Annotated in this window: 18 protein-coding genes; 8 read left to right on the forward strand and 10 right to left on the reverse strand. The window is 71.9% G+C overall.

Annotation, left to right across the window (positions count from 1 at the left end):
- Nucleotides 1-358: 358 nt before the first annotated feature.
- A complete protein-coding gene (locus ACWGIC_RS28200) occupies nucleotides 359-1594 on the reverse strand; it encodes an FAD-dependent oxidoreductase (protein ID WP_452078940.1) in 1236 nt (411 codons plus the stop codon).
- 56 nt (nucleotides 1595-1650) lie between these two features.
- Here ACWGIC_RS28200 and ACWGIC_RS28205 point away from each other — a divergent pair, with 56 nt between their 5' ends.
- Nucleotides 1651-2250: a TetR/AcrR family transcriptional regulator gene (locus ACWGIC_RS28205; protein WP_452078941.1), complete on the forward strand. Its 600-nt coding sequence runs from the start codon at nucleotides 1651-1653 to the stop codon at nucleotides 2248-2250.
- On the opposite strand, the gene ACWGIC_RS28210 is transcribed toward ACWGIC_RS28205, so the two are convergent.
- From ACWGIC_RS28210 to ACWGIC_RS28220, 3 genes are read right to left on the reverse strand one after another with little or no spacing between them, the layout of a single operon-like run.
- Nucleotides 2247-2729, reverse strand: a complete 483-nt coding sequence (locus ACWGIC_RS28210; protein WP_452078942.1) for a hypothetical protein — start codon at nucleotides 2727-2729, stop codon at nucleotides 2247-2249. The two genes, ACWGIC_RS28205 and ACWGIC_RS28210, sit on opposite strands and share 4 nt — an antisense overlap.
- Nucleotides 2726-4075, reverse strand: coding sequence for an ATP-binding protein (locus ACWGIC_RS28215; RefSeq protein ID WP_452078974.1), 1350 nt, complete (start codon nucleotides 4073-4075; stop codon nucleotides 2726-2728). The genes ACWGIC_RS28210 and ACWGIC_RS28215 overlap by 4 nt, the downstream gene beginning before the upstream one ends.
- 59 nt (nucleotides 4076-4134) lie before the next feature.
- Nucleotides 4135-4815, reverse strand: coding sequence for a response regulator (locus ACWGIC_RS28220; protein ID WP_452078943.1), 681 nt, complete (start codon nucleotides 4813-4815; stop codon nucleotides 4135-4137).
- Nucleotides 4816-4927: 112 nt separating this feature from the next.
- Between ACWGIC_RS28220 and ACWGIC_RS28225 the strand changes: the two genes are divergently transcribed.
- Nucleotides 4928-5839 (forward strand): phosphatase PAP2 family protein, encoded by a 912-nt coding sequence (locus ACWGIC_RS28225; protein WP_452078944.1) that lies wholly within the window; start codon nucleotides 4928-4930, stop codon nucleotides 5837-5839.
- A 23-nt stretch (nucleotides 5840-5862) separates the two neighbouring features.
- On the opposite strand, the gene ACWGIC_RS28230 is transcribed toward ACWGIC_RS28225, so the two are convergent.
- Genes ACWGIC_RS28230 through ACWGIC_RS28240 form a run of 3 tightly spaced genes read right to left on the reverse strand, consistent with a single transcriptional unit; the run spans nucleotide 5863 to nucleotide 8744 of the window.
- Nucleotides 5863-6837 (reverse strand): pirin family protein, encoded by a 975-nt coding sequence (locus ACWGIC_RS28230; protein ID WP_452078945.1) that lies wholly within the window; start codon nucleotides 6835-6837, stop codon nucleotides 5863-5865.
- Between the two features lie 19 nt (nucleotides 6838-6856).
- Entirely contained in the window at nucleotides 6857-7675 is an 819-nt protein-coding gene (locus tag ACWGIC_RS28235) for an alpha/beta fold hydrolase (RefSeq protein ID WP_452078946.1), read from the reverse strand.
- Nucleotides 7676-7685: 10 nt separating this feature from the next.
- Entirely contained in the window at nucleotides 7686-8744 is a 1059-nt protein-coding gene (locus ACWGIC_RS28240) for a peptidase dimerization domain-containing protein (protein ID WP_452078947.1), read from the reverse strand.
- Between the two features lie 96 nt (nucleotides 8745-8840).
- Between ACWGIC_RS28240 and ACWGIC_RS28245 the strand changes: the two genes are divergently transcribed.
- The gene (locus ACWGIC_RS28245; RefSeq protein ID WP_452078948.1) at nucleotides 8841-9758 is read left to right on the forward strand and encodes a hypothetical protein; all 918 of its coding nucleotides are present in this window, start codon (nucleotides 8841-8843) and stop codon (nucleotides 9756-9758) included.
- A 5-nt stretch (nucleotides 9759-9763) separates the two neighbouring features.
- On the opposite strand, the gene ACWGIC_RS28250 is transcribed toward ACWGIC_RS28245, so the two are convergent.
- Nucleotides 9764-10231, reverse strand: a complete 468-nt coding sequence (locus ACWGIC_RS28250) for a MarR family winged helix-turn-helix transcriptional regulator (protein WP_452078949.1) — start codon at nucleotides 10229-10231, stop codon at nucleotides 9764-9766.
- 133 nt (nucleotides 10232-10364) lie between these two features.
- Between ACWGIC_RS28250 and ACWGIC_RS28255 the strand changes: the two genes are divergently transcribed.
- The 5 genes from ACWGIC_RS28255 (at nucleotide 10365) to ACWGIC_RS28275 (ending at nucleotide 16082) form a co-directional block, all read left to right on the forward strand.
- On the forward strand, nucleotides 10365-11546 hold the full coding sequence (locus ACWGIC_RS28255; RefSeq protein ID WP_452078950.1) for an FAD-dependent monooxygenase: 1182 nt from the start codon (nucleotides 10365-10367) through the stop codon (nucleotides 11544-11546).
- A gap of 124 nt (nucleotides 11547-11670) precedes the next feature.
- Nucleotides 11671-13503, forward strand: coding sequence for an FUSC family protein (locus ACWGIC_RS28260; RefSeq protein WP_452078951.1), 1833 nt, complete (start codon nucleotides 11671-11673; stop codon nucleotides 13501-13503).
- 72 nt (nucleotides 13504-13575) lie between these two features.
- A complete protein-coding gene (locus ACWGIC_RS28265) occupies nucleotides 13576-14343 on the forward strand; it encodes an NPP1 family protein (protein ID WP_452078952.1) in 768 nt (255 codons plus the stop codon).
- 80 nt (nucleotides 14344-14423) lie between these two features.
- Nucleotides 14424-15620, forward strand: coding sequence for a CaiB/BaiF CoA transferase family protein (locus ACWGIC_RS28270; protein ID WP_452078953.1), 1197 nt, complete (start codon nucleotides 14424-14426; stop codon nucleotides 15618-15620).
- A gap of 33 nt (nucleotides 15621-15653) precedes the next feature.
- Complete coding sequence (locus tag ACWGIC_RS28275) at nucleotides 15654-16082, forward strand: MarR family winged helix-turn-helix transcriptional regulator (protein WP_452078954.1); 429 nt, start codon at nucleotides 15654-15656, stop codon at nucleotides 16080-16082.
- A 97-nt stretch (nucleotides 16083-16179) separates the two neighbouring features.
- On the opposite strand, the gene ACWGIC_RS28280 is transcribed toward ACWGIC_RS28275, so the two are convergent.
- Both ACWGIC_RS28280 and ACWGIC_RS28285 read right to left on the reverse strand, forming a co-directional pair.
- Complete coding sequence (locus ACWGIC_RS28280; protein ID WP_452078955.1) at nucleotides 16180-17106, reverse strand: LysR family transcriptional regulator; 927 nt, start codon at nucleotides 17104-17106, stop codon at nucleotides 16180-16182.
- Nucleotides 17107-17378: 272 nt separating this feature from the next.
- Entirely contained in the window at nucleotides 17379-19754 is a 2376-nt protein-coding gene (locus tag ACWGIC_RS28285) for a CoA transferase (RefSeq protein ID WP_452078956.1), read from the reverse strand.
- Between the last annotated feature and the right edge of the window lie 14 nt (nucleotides 19755-19768).

The following is a 19768-nucleotide window of genomic DNA, read 5'->3' on the forward strand; positions in this document are numbered from 1 at the left end:
GCGAGTGATGCTGCTCGATGGGTGCGCTGGAAGCTGGGGCGGCGCTGGCGAGCGACGCGATGTCCTGGGGGCGCCCGCCCCGCCTCCGCAGAGCCAGAGTGCCAGGTGATCGATCCCAGTCAGCCGGGGACTGGAAGCCCGTGGAGCACTGGCAAGCGATGCAGTGCCCTCGGCGAGCGGGGAAGCGATGCCGCTAAGCAGGGCAGTGCCCAGGCGGTAAAGGCTTATCCCGCTTAGCCATCCACCACGGAGCGGCGAAGGCCGGAGCAGGTTCCGGCCTTCGCCGTCCAGGCCGCAGATGCGCCCGGGCAAAGCCGCATGCCCACCAGTCAACGGCGCAGGCGCCTAGAGCACTGCCTCAGCCTGCATAACTGTCCACAGTAGACCGTCGAGCGAAAGCAGGCGCGTGCTCCGGACGCAAGCCGACCCCGCCCAGATAAGCCGTCAGCCCGGAAAGTGCCGGAAACCGTTGCAGCACCCGCATCGGCGCTGGCAAGCGGTCCAGGGTTCCGTCGAGCGCGGGGCGCAGCAGCATTTCGTGCTCACCCCGCTGGCTGGACTGCACCGCGACCGTCGGCAGCAACCGGCGGCGGCGGACAGCGGCCAGACGGGACGCCGGGATTTCCCCGCGCCGCAACGGTTCCGCGAGCAGTCGTGCGGTGGCGACGGCGTCCTGCACCGCGAGGTTCACCCCGACACCGCCCACCGGCGACATCGGGTGTGCCGCGTCGCCGATGCACAACGCGCCGGGTGCGTGCCAGCGCGGCAGCAGGCCCATGGTCACCTCCAGCAGTTTCACGTCGTCCCACGAACGGACGGCGGACAGCTGCTCGGGCGTCCAGCCGAAAAGTTCGCCCAGTCGTGCGCGGAAAACTTCGATCGGGCCCGAACGCAGCTGGGCGTCCTGGCCGCGGGGGATGAGGTACGACGTCTGGTAGTAGTCGCCGCGATCCATGGTGACTGAGGCGTATCCGGGGCCGAACCGGGCGAACACTCCCTTCTCGCCTGGTCCTGCCTTCGGCACGCGCACCTGCCAGACGTCCATCGGGACCTCCGACTCCTGCAGGGCGAGGCCGAGTTCACGGCGCACTGTCGACCAGCGTCCGTCGCAGCCGACCGTCAGCGGGGTGGCGAGTTCGTGGACCGCGCCGGCGTCGTCACGGTAGCGGACTCCGGTGACGCGTCCGCCTTCTCGCCGCAGCGAAACGACGGAAGCGCCCATGCGCAGCGAGAATTTCGGTTCAGCTGCGCCCGCTTCGGCGAGCAGGCCGAGGAATTCGGCCTGCGGGACCATCGCGATGTGCCGGTGCGAGCCGCGCAGCTTGCTGAAATCGGCGGCTATCACGGTCTCCCCGCCGATCTCCATTTTCATCCGTTCCAGGACCGAGCGCGACAACGCTGCGAACTGAGCGCCGAGGCCAAGTTCGTCCAGCAGCCGCAGCGTCGACGGGTGCACGGTGTCGCCGCGGAAATCGCGCAGGAAGTCGCGGTGCTTCTCCAGCACCACCACCTCGACCCCGGCCCGCGCCAGCAGCAGGCCCAGCATCACGCCGGCCGGCCCGCCCCCGGCGACCACGCATCCGGTCCGCTCCATCGGGACCTCCAATCTTAGAGACACTCTAAGTTTAGAGTAACGCTAAGATTCACGCCATGACCGGGTTGCGGGAAGAAAAGAAGCGGCGGACCCGCCAGGCGCTGATCGAGGCCGCGCTCACGCTGTTCGACGAGCAGGGCTACGACGGCACGACCGTCGCCGAGATCTCCGCGCGGGCGAAGGTCTCCCCGGCGACGTTTTTCAACTACTTCGCCACCAAAGAGGACGTCGTCTTCGCTGACCAGCACCTTTACGACGAGGTGGTGGACGGGGTCTTCGCCGCGGCGGAGCCGGGCAGCCCGGTCGCCGAGCTGGTGACCAGGACCGTCCACGCGCTGGCGACGGCGGACGCGTGGAGTTTCCCGCTGGACCATCCGCTCACCGAGGTGCGGACCCGGCTTCTGGCCGGGGTGCCCGCGTTGCGAGCCGGGTATTTGCTGCGCAACGCCGCGGTGGGCGATCGGTGGGCGGACAAGCTCTACGAGGCGTGCGCGCCGCGGCTGGACCGGGTGGAGGCCGCCGCGTTGACCGGCGCGGTGCTCGGCGCGTTGGAAGCGGCGTTGCGGCAGGTGCCGCCTGGCCACAGCGCGACGGAGGTGGTGCTGGCGATCGTCGACCGGGTGGTCTTCGGGTTCCTGCCCGCGCAGAAGGGCTAGTTGCAGTACAGGGATTCGAGTTTGGTGTCCGACGCGACCACGGTGATCCCCTTGCCGACCGGCTGCCCGGACGAGGCCAGCGACGCGGACACGGTGCAGACCACCTGCTGCAGACCGATCGGGTACAGCTGTTTCATCGATTCGGCGACGGTCACGGTCACCGGCTGGGCCGAGGTGTCGACGGTGACGTGCCGTCCGGGCGAGAGCATCGAGTAGTAGCCCTGTTTCTCCTCGACGGAGGTCGGGCCGCCGAACAGTTCCGTCAGGACCGTCGTGGGGGTCGCGTCCCTGGCCCAGGCCCGCTGCACGGGGCTGAGCTGTCCCGCGTAGACGAAGTAGAGCGTGATTTGCGGACGCGGGGCGCCTCGCTGGAAGCCGCCGGGGGCCTCGCCTGCCGGGATCACTCCGGTCGGCTGGACGCCGCACCCGGCGAGGACCGAGACCGAAACCAGGGCACACAAGAACCGGGCCAGTTTCATCGCTCCTCCTGCGCGGTGCGGGGCAGCCGGAGCGTGAACCGCGCCCCGTCGCCGGTGTTCGCCGCTTCGATGTCGCCGCCGTGCAGCCGGGCGTTTTCCAGCGCGATCGACAGCCCCAGGCCGCTGCCGTCGGATCGGGCCCGCGAGGTGTCCGCCTTGGCGAAGCGGTCGAACACCTTCGGCAGCACCTCCTCGGGGATCCCCGGGCCGTGATCGGTGACGGTCAGGAAAACGGCCGCGTCGTCGGCGCTCAGCCCGATTTCGACCGGCGGCGCGCCATGGCGCAGGGCGTTGCCGACGAGGTTCGCGACGACCAGGTCGAGCCGCCGCGGGTCGGCGGGCACAGTGACCCCGGGCGGCAGTTCGGCCTCGACGGAGCCGGTCCAGCCGCGGGCAGCGAGGCTGTTCCCGACCGCCTCGGCCAGGTCCACCTCCTCGACCCGCAGCTCGGCCCGTCCGGCGTCGAACCGGGAGATCTCGACCAGGTCCTGCACGAGCCTGGTCAGCCGGCGCGTTTCGGCCGACACCAGCCGCGCCGCCACCGCGGTGTCCGAGGGCAGCTGGTCGGCGTCCTCGTCGAGGACGTCGGTGACCACGTTCATCGCGGCCAGCGGGGTGCGCAGCTCGTGCGAAACGTCCGCGACGAACCGGCGCGCGTCGGCCTCCATCTCGCGCAGCGAGCCGACGGTGCGCTCCAGTTCCGCCGCGGTGTGGTTGAACGTCGTGACCAGCTGGGCCAGTTCGTCGGAACCCTTGGCGGGCAGGCGCACGTCGAGCTGTCCGTCGCCGAGTTTGCGGGCCGCCGAGTTGAGCGCGCGCACCGGCTGCAGCACCTGCCGCGCGGCCAGCAGCGCGAGCGCGACCGCGATCGGCAGGGCCAGCGCGGTCATCTGCCACGCGCGCGTCGCCAGCTGCTCGATCGCGGCCTCCTGGGCGGTCAGCGGGACCGTTTTGTAGACCTCGATGCCGGTGTGTTCCGCGCCTCCCGCCCCGTACCGCAGCAGCGGCATCCCGATGTAGAGCACCGGACGCCCGCCCTCGACGACCCGCTGGAACTGGATGCTGGTCCCGCCTGCGACCGCGCTGCGCAGGCTGGCGGGCAGGTGCGCCGGATCCAGCCCGACCCGCGAACGCAGCGAGCCGAACACCACGGTGGTGACGCCTTTGAGCGAACTCGCCATGTTGTCGAGCTGGCGCTGGTCGGGCGGGAGAGTCAGCTGCGGCAGGTACGTCGCGACCTCGTCGCGCAACTGCACCATCGCCGGGTCCTGCACGCCGGCCAGGATCGTGTTGCGCGCGGACACGTAGCTCGCGCCCGCCGCCGCGCCCGCGCCGACCAGGGTCATCGCCGCGAACGCCAGCACCAGCCGCAGGCGCAGCCCGGACGCCCACGACCGGAGCCGGTTCACGAGCGCCCGAACCGGTAGCCGAATCCGCGCACCGTCTGCACGTGGTCCGGCCGCGCCGGGACGTCTTCGATTTTCGCGCGCAGCCGCTGCACGCAGGCGTCGACCAGGCGGGAATCGCCGAGATAGTCGTGCCCCCACACGGCGGCGAGCAGCTGGCTGCGGCTGTACACCTGGCCGGGGGTGCGCGAGATCTCCAGCAGCAGCTTCAGCTCGGTCGGCGTGAGCGCGACCTGCTCGCCGTGCTTCCGCACCAGCATTCCGGCCCGGTCGATCACCAGGTCGCCGTGCTGTTCGGGGGCGGCGGCGCCGGGTTCGGCGGCGGTCCGGCGCAGCACCGCGCGGATGCGGGCGTCGAGCACGCGCGGCTGGATCGGCTTCACGACGTAATCGTCCGCGCCCGCTTCGAGACCGGCGACGACGTCGAAATCGTCGCTGCGCGCGGTGAGCATGATGATCGGAACCTGGCCGAGCGCGCGGATCCGGCGGCAGGTCTCGAACCCGTCGATGCCGGGCAGCATCAGGTCGAGCACCACGAGTTCCGGGGCGCGTTCGCGCAGCTGCGCGACGCCGTCCTCGCCGGTCGCGGCGGTGTGCACCGTGTGCCCCTGACGGCGCAGCGCCAGCTCCATGCCCTCGCGGACGGACGCGTCGTCCTCGATCACCAACACCACAGCCACAGGGGTCATTATTCGGGCTGCTCGCGGATTCGCGCGAACCGGGCGGATCTTGTAGCGAAACCATGACACGGCACTGACGAGATCCCGAAATCCCGGGTCCAGGCTCGAAGGCATGGCAGTACTGACTCCTGAACCGCCGACCGTGCCCCTGTCCGTGCCCCGGCACGCGCTCGCCCCCCGGCGGCGTTCGCGGACCGCCGTGCTGATCGCGGCCGCGATCGGGTTCGCGGGCGCGTTCGTCGTCGCCTACCTGCTGTTCGTGCGGACCGAGGCCGGGCAGCGCGCGGAGGACGGGGTCGTCCGTTTCGCGCAGAACCTTCCGCGGTCCACTGTGGACTGGGCGCGGCCGCTGGCCGGGATCGACGGGGTCGAGGTGTTCGGCGCGGCGGGGATCGTCGTCGTGGCGCTCGCCGTGCTGCGCAAGCGGTTCGCGCTCGGCGTGACCGCGCTGGTGCTGTACTTGCTGCCGCTGGCCGCCGCGCAGCTGCTCAAGATCTACCTGCTCGACCGGCCGGACGTCGGCTCGTCCGGAGCCCCGCACCACAACAGCTTCCCGAGCGGGCACGTGAGCGCGGCCACCGCCGTGCTGCTGGCGCTGGCCGTGGTGCTGCCCGCGCGGTTCCGGACCTGGGTGCTCGCCGTGGGTGCGCCCGGCGTCGCCTGGGTGGCCGCGGCGACCGTCGCGCTCAGCTGGCACCGGCTGTCGGACACCGTGGGCGCCTGCCTGCTCGTGGCCGCGGTGGTGTCGGCGGGGGCGGCGGTCGTCTCGGCACGGCGCCCGGACGGCGGCCGGATCCCGCCGGTGCTGACGGCGGTCGCGCTGCTCGGGCCGGTCGCGGTGGTGCTGGGCGGGTACGCGGTGCTGGCGTCGGCGACGTCGGTCCCGGCCCGGTTCGTGGCGGCGCTGGTGCTGGCGGCGTTGAGCGCGGTGGCGGTGGTGCTGCTGGCGGCTGGACCGCTCCGGCGGGTGAACTTCGACCCGTCCGGGGCGCGGAACCGGCTCAGCGGGACGGAAGGCGCGTGAGCGGTGCTAACCGCGATCGCCGCTCACGAGGGATTCCGGCGCGGTTTGATCCGCACGGCGGGCAGCGGGGGAGCGGGCAGCCGCGCCGGGCCGCCGGGGTACGGCTCGATCGCGCCGAACTGGTCGGAGTTCGCCTCCCACGCCTCGCGGTACCCGGCGATCTCGTCGTGGCTGCGGCCGACGAAGTTCCACCACATCAGGATTTCCTCGCCGAACGGCGGTCCGCCGAGCACGATCGCGCGCGCCGGAGAGGATCCGGGGTTGTGCAGGTCGAGCGTGGTCGCGCCGATGCCGAGGTAGCCGAGCTGGGCCCGCTGCAGCGAGGTGCCCGCGAAGGCGACTTCTCCGGTGTCGAGCAGAACGCCGTGCTCGAAGGACGGGTCCGCGTCGAGGCTGAGCGTGGCACCCGGGGCGAGGACGATTTCCGCGCCCAGCAAGGGAGTGAAGGTCTTCACCGGCGAGGTTTCCCCGGCGAGCGTGCCGAGGAAGACGCGCGCGGTGGCACCGTCGAGTTCGGTGGCGGGCGGGACGTAATGCTGGAAGTCGCGGGCGGTGTGCCGGTGCTCGTCCGGCAGCGCGACCCAGAGCTGGACCCCGTGCAGCGTCGTGGTTTCCGGCGTCGACACCTCTTCGTGGCAGATGCCGTGCCCGCCGGTCATCAGGTTCAGCTCGCCCGGCCGGACCATCGCGTGCGAACCAAGGCTGTCGCGGTGCTCGATCTCGCCGGTGAACAGCCAGCTCACCGTCTGCAATCCGGTGTGCGGATGCGGGCCGACAGACATGCCGCCGCTGACTGAGGTGTCGTCGGGACCGTAGTGGTCGGCGAAGCACCACGCGCCGATGAGCGAACGCTGGCGCTGCGGCAGGGTGCGGCGGACCGGCATGGCGCGCGGACCGCCGAGCGGGACGGAACGGGCGTCGAGGACCTCGACCCTGCCGGGGGCGGCGGGGTCGCCGCCGCAGGCCAGTTCGGCCGGTTCGGTCTCGATGTTGCTCATGCAGACACGATAACCGGCGTCAGCGGCCGAGGAGGTTGCGCAGCCAGTCGAGCGCGGTCGGGAGCGCGTTCAGCACCGAGATGTGCCCGTCGTGCGGGCGGAGCCACAGTTCGGCGTCCGGGAGGTTCCGCAGGAGCCATTCGCTGTGGCTGACCGGGATGACCCGGTCGGCGCTCCCGTGCACCAGCAGCACCGGAACCCGGACGTCGGCGACGTCGAACCCCCACGGCGTCACATACGCCAGGTCGTCGTCGGCTTCCGCGGCCACATCCGCCGCGGCGCCGGCGTCCTCGCCCAGCGGTCCCCAGCCGCCGCGCAACGCCGCCCAGTCCGCGTCGGTGAAGCTCGCCGGGTCGAATTCTTGCGTTTCCCCTTGCCGCAGCCGGGTTTCACGGCCCTCGCGGGCGGCCCGCAACGAGCTGTCGTCGGCCATCCCGCCGTACCAGTCGTACTCCTCGGAGTACGGAGCCAACCCGGCGAGAGACACCGCGGCCGCCACTCGATCCGGCAGGCCCGCGGCGCAAGCCAGTGCGTGCGACCCGCCGCCGGACGCTCCCATGACCGCGAACCGCGGCAGGTCCAGCTCCTCCGCCAGGTGCCGCACGTGTTCGGCTGCCGACCCCACTGTCCGTCCGGCCTCCGGAGCGGACCCGTCGTATCCAGGCCGCGCATAGGAAAGAACCCGGAAACCGCGGGCGGCCGCGGCCTCGACCACCGGCGGCAGCAGGCGGCCGGACTGCGGAGTCCCGTGATGCCACACCACCGGGAAACCGTCGCCCCCGCTGTCGTGGACCCGAAGATTCCGGCCGTCCGGCAGTGTCACCTGAGTCGTCCCCATGGCGGGAACTCTAGCCGCCCCATCGCGCTCGGCTGGCGAAATTGTCCCAAGCCTGGCGCACCAGAGCCGGATGCGCGAGCAGGTCCGACGCGGTCCGGGCCAGCGCCGACGCCGTGGCGAGCAGCACCGTCCGAGCCCTCGGCGACCCGGCCGCCTCGGCGAACGCCCGGCTGCCGACCGCACGCACCGGGTCGTGGAGCGCGACGGAGGGATGGATCGTCGGCATCCGCACGCTCAGATCGCCCACCTCGGCCCGGCCGGGGACCGCCGCGGCTCCCGACGGTGAGGCGTGGATCCCGCACGCCGCGAGATGCCGGGCGAAGTGCCCGGACAGCACCGGATTGTCCTGGAACCGCGCGTGAATCGGGCCGAACCGTTCGACGTTCGCCTTGGTTCCGGTGGCCATCGCGGCGCCCTCGGCGGCTGTGGTCACTTCGGTGACCACCCGGCTGAGCGCCTCCGAGTCCGGCGCGCGCAACCCGAAGCGCGCTTCGGCGAAATCGGGGACCACGTCGGTGGATTCCCCGCCGTGCGTCACGATTCCCTGCACCGCCGCACCGGACGGCAACCGGGCCCGCAGCGCGGCGATCGCGGTGAAAACCTGCACCAGCCCGGCGACCGCGTCGGTGCTGTCTTCCGGTGCCGGACCGGAATTCCCGTGCACGGTCACCCGCAGTTCGGTCCGCGCGGCGAGCGGAGCGGCGGCCCAGGTGTGCACGCCGGGCTGGAAAGTCAGCACCGCGTCGATGCCGTCGGCGGGGCGGTCGGTGACGACGACGGAACCGGATTCCAGCGTCCGGGCGGTGGCGAGCGCGGCGCCGGCGATCGCCGCGGCGACGAGGTTGTGCCCGAATTCCCGGTGCCGGTCGGACGGGAGCAGCAGGGCGACGCACGGACGCCCGGTGCCGTACCGCGCGGTGGCGCCGGTGATCTCGAAACCGGCCTCGGCGAGCGGCCCGAGGTCCGGAACCTGGTCGCCGTCCGGTTCGCGGGACCAGGCCCAGAGCCGCTCGGCGAGCAGTTCGATCTCGTGGTCGGTCCGGTCGTGCCGGTCCTCGTCGGACTCCATGCCGCCCAGGTACCCACCGGGCGTCCGTTCGATCCCTGCCGAAAGTGGGTAATTCGGCCGTGTGCGCGACGGCGCCGGTGCGCGATTGTCACTGGTATGACAGCGGGAAGCTACCGGGTGCTGCCGGCCGAGGTGTCGGCGATCGTGAAGAACGTGGAGGGCCTCGGCGCCGCGGCGTTCTCGGCCGTCCGCGACCTCGAGACGCTCGTGATCGACGCCTTGTCGTTCGCGGGCATCGGCAGCGGGGTCGCCGCCGCGAACACCTTGCTGCAGTCGAAACTCGTGTCGTCGCTCGGCGATTTCGTGAAGCTGATCGACCAGGTCAACGGCAAGGTTCAGCACGCGGCGCAGAACTACGCCGACGCGGACACCGCCGTGGCGCAGGGCTACGGCGGCGGCACGGGCGGCGGGGGAGCCGGGTCCGGCGGCGGTGCGGCTGCTGGGGGTGCCGCACCGCAGCAGCTGGACGACCGGGTCGTCGATTCGATCATGCGGTCCGAGGGCGCGACCGGCGAACAGGGCGGGGTCCGCGAGGCGTACGGCTTCCGGGAGAGCATGCACAACGGCTACGACCAGATCATGGCCGCCCGCCAGCAGTACGGGATCGGCAGCGCCGAGGAACGCGCGGTGGTCGCGCAGCTGATGACCGCGAACGCGCGCCGCGCCGGGGCGTTGGAGTTCACCGACGCGGGCACGCAGGCCGCGATCATGTCCGGCGCGCACATGCGCGGCGCGGGCGGCGTCCGGGCGATCCTGAACCACATGGGCGGCGCGGACATCGTGCAGAGCGCGCGCACCCTCGACCCGGCCGCGGTGCAGCAGTTGCAGGGCTTGTCGCCGGAGGAATTCCAGCAGCAGTTCCACGACGCGCGGATCGAATACGACCGGCAGGTCTACGGCGACACGACCACCCGCCAGAACGGGCACACGCAGAACTGGTGGGACCGCTACGGAAACGGCCTGACCCAGCGCTACGACCGCGAGCAGCGGGAGTTCCTGCGGCTGTCGCGGTAGCCGTTTCAGTCCAATTCGGACAATCGGGCCGTCAGGTCCTCGACGAGCCGGGCGAGCAGCCGGTCGAGGAGCTGGCGGTCTTCGGCCGTCCAGCCGCTCATCGCGTCGGCGAACCAGCCCTCGATGACCGCGACGTAGCGTCCGGCCGCGGTTTTTCCTTCCGGGGTCAGCTCGATCAGCCGCGCCCGCTGGTCGTCCGGATCGGCCACGCGCCGCACCAGCCCCCGGCTCTCCAGCCCCTGCACCTGCCGCGTCACGTGCGGGCCGACGACGTTCATCCGGTTCGCGATCTCGCCGACCCGCAGCGGCGCGTCCTCGATGTGCAGGATGCCGAGCACGCTCATCGCCGGCCGTTCCAGCGGCAGCCCGGTCGCTTCGACCGCGCGCTCGAACAGCTTCCCCCGGCGCAGCGACTCGCTCAGCTCGTTCAGCCGGGGCAGCAGGTCCCGGAACAGGGAAGGGACGGCGGACATCGCGGGCTCCTTGAATAGATACCTAAGTTAGGTATACAGTTGGGCCACCGGGATCGCGCGAGGCGGTTCCGGCCGGTCTCGAAAAGGATACCTAAGGTAGGCATCTATTGCCTGCCGGGGGAAGGGGAGAACCATGAGCAGGAGTGTGCTGATCTCGGGGGCGAGCATCGCGGGCCCGGCGCTGGCGTACTGGCTGAACCGGTACGGCTTCACGGTCACCGTGGTCGAGAAGGCGGCGGCGGTGCGCGGCGGCGGCTACCCGATCGACATGCGCGGCCCGGCGGTCGAGGTGCTGCGGCGGATGGGGCTGGAGGAGCGGGTCCGCGAGCGGCACGTCGGCACCCGGCGGCTGTCGTTCCTCGACGCCGACGGCGGCGTCCTGAACAGCGTCGCGCCGACCGTGATCAGCGGGGACCAGGCCGGGTACGACATCGAACTGGCCCGCGGCGACCTCACCAGCGTGCTGTACGACGCGGTCCGCGACGACGCCGAGTTCCGCTTCTCGGAGTCGATCGCCGCGCTGGACGACCGCGGCGACGAGGTCGGCGTGACCTTCTCCAGCGGCCGGAGGCAGACGTTCGACCTGGTCATCGGCGCGGACGGGCTGCACTCGAAGACCCGTGCGCTGGCCTTCGGGCCGGAGGAGCCGTTCCACCGCTACCTCGGCTACTGCTTCGCCGGATTCACCATGCCGAACCACCTCGGCTTGTCGCGCGAGGCCGTTTCCTGGGCGGTCGCGGGCCGGATGGCGGCGCTCTACGCCCCGAGCGACAGCGACCAGGTGCACGGGTTCCTGGTGTTCACCCGCGCCGACGCGCCGTTCTACGCCTTCGCCGACCCGGACGCGCAGCGCGATCTGGTCGCGAGCCGCTTCGAGGGCTACGGCTGGGAGGTGCCGCGGATGGTCGAGGCGATGCGCTCGGCGGACGATCTGTTCTTCGACGTGGTCAGCCAGATCCACCTGCCGGTGTGGTCGAAGGGCCGCGTCGCGCTGGCCGGGGACGCCGCGCACGCGACGTCGTTCCTGTCCGGGCAGGGGTCGAGCCTCGCGATGATCGGGGCGTATCTGCTGGCGTACGAGCTGGCCGACGCCCCGCACGACGTCGCCTTCGCGGCGTACGAGAAGCGGTCGCGGGAGTTCGTGGAGGCCAACCAGGCGCTGGCCACGGCCGGGTCGGCGGTGATGTCGCCGCGGACCGACGCGGAGGTGGCGGCGCGGAACGCGGCGTTGCGGGCGTTGGAGGGGCTGCCGGGGGAGTCGAGCTCCGAGGTGCACAACATGCTCACGCTGCCGCCGGAGCGCACGACCGTCTGAGGTCGTGCGCGGCGATCCCGGTGAGAACCGCGATTGCCGCGCACGAGCTTTCCCCGCCGCGCAGGAGCCGGTCGCGGCGTGCGAGGCTTCCCGGCGGCAGTGCGCGGTGACGGAACGGAGCAGGATGAACGCGATTGCGCGCGGCGGCGGGATGGTCGTGGCGATTCTGGTGGTCGTCGGCGGCACGGCCGGGCTCGGGGTGGCGCTCGGCCTCGGCGCGACCGCCATGCTGGCCGGGCTGACCGCGCTGTTCTGCTTCATCGCGGCCACCGGCGGGCCGTTGCGGCCGGATCTGTGGCTGCTCGCGGCTTTCGTGCCCGCGGTGGTCCTCGGCGGGGCCGGGCCGCGCCTGCTGGGCGAGGTGTCGACGGCGGCGTCGATCGCGCTGCTCGTGCTGGTGGTGTTCGCGGCGGCGGTGATTCCCGCGCTCGGGCCGCGGTATGTGACGGTCGGGCTCGGGCTCGGCATGGCTTCGGTGTTCGGCTACGGCTTTCAGCTGAGCGGTGCGGCCAGCCCGGTGCAGATCATCTGCGCGCCGGTGCTGGCCGTCGGGGTCGTCTTCGTGCTGCGGCTGGCGATGGGGCTGAGCGATCCGGGCAAGCCGACCCGCACCGCGCTCGCCGACGCGCTCGCCGGGCCGGACCGGGAGAGCGCGGAGCGGGCGGTGCGGTTGTGGGTGGCCGACCGGCCGCGGGCCTGGCAAGCGCGAGTGCTCGCGGGCGGTGCCCGGTACCACGGGACGGCCTCGTTGCTGCGGGACCGGCTGCGCGCGTTCGACGAGGAACAGGCGGCGGCGGTTTCCCGCGTGCTCGACGCCGCGGACGAACAGGTTGCGGCGCTTGCGGAAGCTGTGCGGGCCAAGACTGTTTCGGACCCGCCGGAGATCGAACGGATCGATCCGGATGTCGCGCTTCCCGGGGACACCGGTGCGCTGCTCGACGAAGCCTGGGCCGGGCTGTCCGCGATCCGGGAAGCAGTGCTGGCGCGCGACGAGTCCATTGTGGAATTCCCGAGGCATCTCGTCCGCGAGGCCTTGCGGCGCGAGGCGACCGGGGTGTTCTCGTGGCGGTCCGCGCAGTTTCGGCACGCGGTGCGGTGCGCGCTGGGGATGCTGGTCGCGGCGGTGATCGCGACGTTCCGGCCCGGTGATCCGCTGACGGTGTCGTTCCTGATGACGACCTTCGCGCTCATGCAGCCGGAGTGGCGGGACACGCTGGCGAAAGCGTGGCAGCGCGCCGCCGGTGCGGTGGCCGGTGCGGTGGTGCTGGCGGTCGCGCTGTGGCTGTTGCCGCAGGGGGCGCTGCTGCCGCTCGGGATCGTCGCGCTGCTCGCCGGATTCCCGTTCATGCGGGTGAAACCGATGGTGTTCAACGGCTGCATGGTGCTGATGAGCGTCGGGATGAACGCGACGACGCGGCATCTGGACGCGGTGTCGGTGCTCGTGGAGTACCTGCTGCTGGTGGTGCTGGCGGTGGCGATCGGGCTGCTGTTCGGCTTCGCGGCGGTGCCGGGGGTGCCGAAACCGTCTGCGGCGCAACGGTTCTCCGACGCTGTCGCGGAGACCGGCGAACTGCTCGCGTCGGTGGCGGAGCGGCTGCGCGGCGGGGGAGGACGACGCGAGGTCGGACTGCGGTTCCGTGCCGCGGCCCGGACGCATCAGGACTTGCTGAGCCCGGAGCCGGGCAGCCGGGAGCCGTCGCAGGGCGAGCGGGAGGCGCTGGAAGAAGCCGGACAGGGATTGCGCGGGCTCGCGGCGTCGGCGGGTGCGCTGCTGCAACGGGACGGGCAGTCGCCGGCGATGGCGTCCTTCGCCGAGGAGGCCGCGGCTGCGCTGGCGGGCAGCGGGGAACTGCCCGCGCGTCCGGCGGAGGCGGACGAGGAGGAGCGGCTGCTGGCCGACCTCGTGCGGGCTGACCTGCTGCGCGTGCATCGGGGCGCGGAGGTGCTCGCGAGCTGAAGGGACGTCCGGGCGCCGGATGCTTCCCTTGTTTCCCTTCACCTTCCGCGTTCGCGATGTCACCATCCGGACATGAGGAAACTCCCGATCGCCCGCGTCGCGACGGTGGCCGTGTGCACGGCGTTGCTGTTCCCGGTGTCCGCGGCGTACGCCGATCCGCCGCACAACCTGCCGCAGAACGCCAGCGGGTACGAGCAGTCCTTCTCGCCCGCTTACGACTACGACGGCGACGGCTGCTACGCCACCCCGGCGATCGGCCCGGACGGCACGCTCGCGCCGGGCCTCAAGACCACCGGAGCGGTCAACGGCAACTGCCGCGACAAGTCCGACCTGGACAACTCCCAGACCTACTCGCGCTCGACCTGCAACCACGGCTGGTGCGCAGTCGTCTACGCGAGCTACTTCGAGAAGGACCAGGCGGTCGACGGCAGCGGCCTCGGCGGGCACCGGCACGACTGGGAGCACGTGATCTCCTGGATCGACCAGGCGTCGAACCAGGTCGAGTACGTGACCACCACACAGCATTCCTCGCAGGTGACCTACCCGCGGTCGAAGGTGAGCTTCGACGGCACGCATCCGAAGACCGTCTACCACAAGGACGGGCCGGGCACGCATTTCTTCCGCCTCGCCGACGCCCACGACGAGCCGCCGGAAAACCATTACCACGATTGGCGGTACCCGCCGCTGGTCGGCTGGGACGGCTGGCCGTCGACCGCCCTGCGCGACCGCCTGATGGGCGCGGACTTCGGGGCCGCGACGATCAAGATCAGCGAGGGCCGGTACCAGGACCTGCTGGAGAAGTCGAAGCCGTCCGGGATCCCGTTCGACCCGCGCGGCTGACTGCGGGTCGGCACGGTCGGGCTTCGGGGGTGCCCCACGCAACACAGCGTTTCGGCGAAATCCGGGTAATAGTAAGCGGTATGCACCCAGTCCCCGTCGCGCTTCCGCTGGACGGAATCACCGTCGTCGCCATCGAACAAGCCGTCGCCGCCCCGCTGGCCACCCGGACCCTCGCCGACCTGGGCGCCCGCGTGATCAAGGTCGAGCGGGTCGACGGCGGAGACTTCGCCCGCGAGTACGACCACGTCGTGCACGGCACCGGCGCGCATTTCGTCTGGCTCAACCGGGGGAAGGAATCCCTGGCGGTAGACCTCAAGACCGCGGAAGGCCGCGACGTGGTGCGGCGGCTGATCGCGCGCGCCGACGTGTTCGTCCAGAACCTCGCCCCCGGCGCGGCCGCCCGGCTGGGGTTCGGCGCCGCTGAACTGCGCGCCGGCCACCCGGAACTGGTCGCGGTCGACCTGTCCGGCTACGGCACCGGCGGCCCGAGGGAGCAGCGCAAGGCCTACGACATGCTGGTCCAGGCCGAAGCCGGGCTGATCGGCATCACCGGCACCCCGGACACTCCGGTCAAGACCGGCATCCCGACCTCCGACATCGCCTCCGGGATGTACTGCGCGCAGGCGGTGCTCGCCGCGCTCCTGCGCCGGTGGCGAACCGGCCAGGGCGCGACGGTCGAGGTGTCGATGCTCGAAGCGACCGTCGAGTGGATGGGCTACGCGATGTACAGCCAGATGTACTCCGGACGCCAGCCCGCGCGGATGGGGTTGAGCCACGCCTCGATCGCGCCGTACGACGCCTACCCGACGAAAGACGGTCAGATGCTGATCGGGGTCCAGAACGACAGCGGCTGGCGGACGCTGGTCACCTCGGTCCTCGAAGCGCCGCACCTGGCCGAAGACCCGCGCTTCACCACGAATGTGCTGCGCGTGAAGCACCGCGCGGAATGCGACGCGGCAGTCGCCGCCGAGACCGCCCGATGGTCCACAGTGGAATTGGACGAGCGGCTGGCGAACGCGGGAATCCCGGCGGCGCAAGTGAAACAGGTCGCCGACGTCGTGGCCGATCCGCAGCTGCGCGCCCGCGACCGCTGGCGAAAGATCGGCACCGAGAACGCCGCGGTCGACGCGCTGCTGCCGCCGGTGACGTTCGCGGACGTCGAGGCGCGGATGGGCGACGTCCCGGCGTTCGGCGCGCATACCCGTGCGCTGCTTGAAGAAGCCGGGGCCGACGCGGACGATCTGCTGAGCCGGGGGATCGCCGCCGAGCCGCGTTGACAGTTGTATGGTGCATCTCTAGCATGCGGGGACATGCCGGGAGAAGACCGCGACGGCGACGCCCTGGACGCTATCCACCGCGCGATGATCCTGTTTTCCCGCGGGTCCCGGGTGCGCTCGAACGAACTGTACGAGGGGCTCGGGTTCGTGCAGTACACCATGCTGTCCTCGATCGACCTCGCGGACTGCGCGCACGCGGCGGATCTCGCTCAGGAGTACGGGCTCGACCCCTCGACCGTGAGCAGGCAGCTGGCGGAACTGGAGACCGCCGGGCTGCTGGTGCGCGGTCCGGACCCGCGGCATTCGCGCAGGCAGCGGCTGGAGCTGACCGAGGCCGGGCATCGCGCGCTGGCGGTGACCCGTGCGGCGCAACGGAAACGGCTCGAGGACCGGTTGCGGAGCTGGCCGAGCAGCGACGTTGCGGAGTTCGGGCGGCTGCTGTCCAGGTTCGTCGAGTCCTAGGGCCTGTTTCAGAACTGCTGTGGTTGGCATCGACGGAAGTGACTGGCCAGCCAGAGGTCCCCTTCCGGAACAGTCCTGGCGGTCCACAGTGGACGCGTCAGCCGCGGCGGACCGGGCCCAGTTTCGCGGAGAGGTCCTCGGCGAGATCGGCCGGGCGGGGCGGTCCGGCGGCGCGGTCGGCTGCCCACGCCAGGGCGAGCCGGCTCGGTTCCCAGCCGTCCTCGTCGATCCGGACCAGCTTGAACTCCGGCGGCGAGAACATCCGGCCGATGAACGAGGCCGGCGCGTAGGACACGAGCGCGACGAGGCGCCGGTTGAACACCTGCGCGGCCATTTCGAGTTCGCCGCCGCGCCCGCTCACCGCGCGCACGATGGTGCGCACGCCGCGCTTGGCGAGCCGCCGGGTCAGCGCGGCCAGGATGACCGGGTTCGGGCGGGCGAAGTCGATGACCACCTCGCGGTCGCGCAGTTCCTCGATGCGGACCAGGTCGCGGCAGGCGAGCGGATCGTCCGCGCGGACCGCGATCGCGCCCTGGTACTCGGCGACGGTGCGGGTGCGCAGCCGCTGGTCCTCGACGGAGAGGTGGATCAGCCCGAGTTCCAGATGCCCGGACACGAGTTTCGCGGTGACCTCGGCGGCCGAACCGGCGACCTCGAACGTCGCCGGCGCGGCCAGCCCGCCGACCGCGGTCTCCAGGTCTTCGAGCAGATCCGACGGCGCGTAGGCGGTGGCCCCGATCCGGATCGGCGCGCCGTCCTCGAGCAGTCCCGCCGCGATGTCCTTCAGACCCTCGACCTGCCGCAGGATCGCCCGCGCCGGGCCGAGGAGCGCCGCGCCGAGCGGGGTGAGCCGGACCTCGTGGTAGTGCCGTTCGAACAGCGGGCCGCCGAGTTCGCGCTCCAGCAGCTTGATCTGCTTGCTCAGCGGCGGCGGGGTGATCCGCAGCCGGTCCGCCGCGCGCTTGAAGTGCAGTTCGTCGGCGACCGCGACGAAGTACTTCAGCCGGGTGAAATCGATCTCCATCGTCCAATGTCCAGCGAGGCGGGCGGTTTCCGGCGATCATACGGCGGGAGCGGGGTGTCCGGCCGGTTGCCGGAGAGGGTGCGGTGCGGCAGGTTCGCGGAAACCGGCGGGGCGCCGAGCCCGAGCGGCTTCGCGAACCGGCGAGCACCGGCCCTCGCTCCTGCTGAGGTCTTCGTCCAGCGCCAGCGGCCTGCTAGCCCGGTGCCTCGGAAGCCAGCGGACCTCCCAGGACATCGATGCCGTGCGCCGGACCCCGCCGCGTGCCCGGACGTTCATCCGGCGCGAGCGGCCCGCCCGTTCTGCTCGTCCGGTGCCTCCAGCACCCCGCGCGCGACAAGGCCGGCTGTCTCCGCGACATCGAGCCCGAGCAGTTCCGCCGCGATCTCGAAGGTCTGCTCGCCGAGCAACGGCGCCTGCCCCACCGGCGGATCCGCGACGTGCGCGGCGTGGATCTGCACGTTCTCCAGCACATACGGTTCCTCCGCGTGCGGATGCAGCTCCTCGCGGAACGCGCGCCGCTCGCGGTACTGCTCCCATTCCGGCAGGTCCGCCGCCCGCAGCATCGCCCCGGCCGGAACTCCGGCCGCCTGCAGCAGCTCCATCGCCTCGAACGGGGAGTGCCGGGCAGTCCACTCGGTCACCGCCGCGTCGATCCGGGCCCGGGAAGCCGCCCGGCCGGAGCGGGTGGCCAAACCGGGATCGGCGGCCAGGTCGGGACGGTCCAGCACCGAGCACAACGCACCCCAATCCGCGTCGTCCCGGACGGTCACGGCCAGCCAGTCGTCGTCGCCGGCGGCGGGGAACACGCCCCAAGGCGCGTCGTGGGCGGGTCCGGCCAGGCAGTGTCCCCGCCGGGCCAGGTCTTCGGCGGCGATCCGGTCCGCGAAATGGCTCAGCATCACCTCGGACTGCGCGACGCTCACCGCCCCGCCCTCCCCGGTCCGTTCGCGGCGGACGAGCAGCGCCAGCGCGGCCAGCGCGCCGATCCGGGCGCACACGTGGTCCGGGTAGACCGTGACGGCGTCGCTGAACGTGCCCGGTTCGCCCGGATAGATCCACTCGCTGGTGAGTCCGGTCGCGGCGCGCACGAGCGGGCCGTAGCCGAGCCGTTTCGCCCACGGGCCGGTCGGGCCGAACGCCGAGCTGTCCACGACGACGATGCCCGGGTTCACCTCGGACAAGGCGGCCCGGTCCAAGCCGAGCGAGGCGATGACGCCGGGCTTGAAGTTGGTGAGCACGACGTCCGACTGCGCGACGAGCCGCCGCACGAGGGCTTGGCCTTCGGGGTCGCGCAGGTTGACGCCGATGGCGCGTTTGTTGCGGTGCCCCGCGGCGAATCCGTGCGACATCAGGCCCGGCAGCGCGGCCCGCGAACCGTCCGGGAAGGCGGAGTTCTCGATCTTGATGACGTCCGCGCCGAGGTCGCCGAAGAGCCTTCCGGTGTCGCCGCCGACCACGATCACCCCGAGGTCCAGCACCCGGATTCCCTCCAGCGGACGGCCTTCGCCGCGACGGCCGCGACCAGCGAGGACCGGCGCGGCGGTGACTCGCGCGCCGGAGTCTGGGCCGGCGACAGCGCGGTGTCCGTCGATCTCGGCGATCCCGGCCGGGACCGGTGCGACGAGACCGGGCGACAGTTCGGTGTCGCGGAAGAATCCTCGCGCGGCGAGCTGGTCGGTGTGCAGTGCTTCGGCCAGGGTGAGCACCGCGGCCGTCGGCACGCCGTGGCGCTGGCCCTCGCACTCCAGGTCGGCGCGGGTGCGATCGGCGAAGAACCGGCCGATCGCGGGCAGCAGATCCGGCGAGGCGTAGCGTTCCCGGACCTGGTCGTACTTCGGGTCGGCGAACTCTGCCGGGCTGCCCATCCACTCGAACATCCCGCGCCACTGCCGCCGCGACAGCAGGCAGATCCGGATATACCCGTCCTGGCACGGGAAAATCGGGTACCGGTGGCGTTCTTCGGTGCGTCCGCGCGGAAGGTCGCTCAACGGAACCCCGGCGGCGGCGCTGCCGACCATGCCGAAGGCCGGGTCGAGCGCCTGCATCGCGCCGTCGAGGACGGAGAAGTCGATGCGGTCGCCGCGTCCGGTGCGCAGCCGGTCCAGGTACAGGCTCACCGCCTGGAACGCGGCTTGCGCGGCGGCGACGTGGAAGGGCAGTTCGCCGGGCGGCAGCAGCGGCGCCCGGCCGGGGATGCCGGACCGGGACAGTTCGCCGGTCAGCGCATGAAAAACCGGGGTGGTGGCCTGCCAGCGCCGCCGGGTCGTGGCGCGGCCGAAGCCGCTGATCGACAGGACGACCAGCGCGGGGTGCCGGGTGTGCAGGCCGGGGACGTCGAGGAGTTCTTCGGCGGGCGAACCCGGCGGCGTGGTCTCGATCAGCAGATCGGCGTCCGCGAGCAGCTGTTCCCAGCCGTGCGAACCGGGGTCGGCGGCGGCGTGGGCGAAGCCGTGCCGGTCGAGGGCGGTGCCGATCGCGACGCCGTCGACGACCGGGCCGGTGGTGCGTTCGGCGGTGACGCCGGGCAGCACGACCCGGGTGACGTGCGCGCCGAGGTCGGCCAGCAGCCGTCCGGTCGCGGTCATCGGGCCGGACGACAGATCGAGCACGCGGAGCCCGGACAGCGGCGGGTCGTAGGTGTCGGACAAGGGAACCAGCCTCC

It is taken from the genome of Amycolatopsis sp. NPDC054798 (genome assembly GCF_053611505.1).

Coding starts and splice junctions, on each gene's coding strand:
- ACWGIC_RS28200 (WP_452078940.1), bottom strand. CDS start 1,594: ATGGAGCGGACCGGATGCGTGGTCGCCGGGGGCGGGCCGGCCGGCGTG.
- ACWGIC_RS28205 (WP_452078941.1), top strand. CDS start 1,651: ATGACCGGGTTGCGGGAAGAAAAGAAGCGGCGGACCCGCCAGGCGCTG.
- ACWGIC_RS28210 (WP_452078942.1), bottom strand. CDS start 2,729: ATGAAACTGGCCCGGTTCTTGTGTGCCCTGGTTTCGGTCTCGGTCCTC.
- ACWGIC_RS28215 (WP_452078974.1), bottom strand. CDS start 4,075: ATGACCCTGGTCGGCGCGGGCGCGGCGGCGGGCGCGAGCTACGTGTCC.
- ACWGIC_RS28225 (WP_452078944.1), top strand. CDS start 4,928: ATGGCAGTACTGACTCCTGAACCGCCGACCGTGCCCCTGTCCGTGCCC.
- ACWGIC_RS28230 (WP_452078945.1), bottom strand. CDS start 6,837: ATGAGCAACATCGAGACCGAACCGGCCGAACTGGCCTGCGGCGGCGAC.
- ACWGIC_RS28235 (WP_452078946.1), bottom strand. CDS start 7,675: ATGGGGACGACTCAGGTGACACTGCCGGACGGCCGGAATCTTCGGGTC.
- ACWGIC_RS28240 (WP_452078947.1), bottom strand. CDS start 8,744: ATGGAGTCCGACGAGGACCGGCACGACCGGACCGACCACGAGATCGAA.
- ACWGIC_RS28245 (WP_452078948.1), top strand. CDS start 8,841: ATGACAGCGGGAAGCTACCGGGTGCTGCCGGCCGAGGTGTCGGCGATC.
- ACWGIC_RS28250 (WP_452078949.1), bottom strand. CDS start 10,231: ATGTCCGCCGTCCCTTCCCTGTTCCGGGACCTGCTGCCCCGGCTGAAC.
- ACWGIC_RS28255 (WP_452078950.1), top strand. CDS start 10,365: ATGAGCAGGAGTGTGCTGATCTCGGGGGCGAGCATCGCGGGCCCGGCG.
- ACWGIC_RS28260 (WP_452078951.1), top strand. CDS start 11,671: ATGAACGCGATTGCGCGCGGCGGCGGGATGGTCGTGGCGATTCTGGTG.
- ACWGIC_RS28265 (WP_452078952.1), top strand. CDS start 13,576: ATGAGGAAACTCCCGATCGCCCGCGTCGCGACGGTGGCCGTGTGCACG.
- ACWGIC_RS28270 (WP_452078953.1), top strand. CDS start 14,424: ATGCACCCAGTCCCCGTCGCGCTTCCGCTGGACGGAATCACCGTCGTC.
- ACWGIC_RS28275 (WP_452078954.1), top strand. CDS start 15,654: ATGCCGGGAGAAGACCGCGACGGCGACGCCCTGGACGCTATCCACCGC.
- ACWGIC_RS28280 (WP_452078955.1), bottom strand. CDS start 17,106: ATGGAGATCGATTTCACCCGGCTGAAGTACTTCGTCGCGGTCGCCGAC.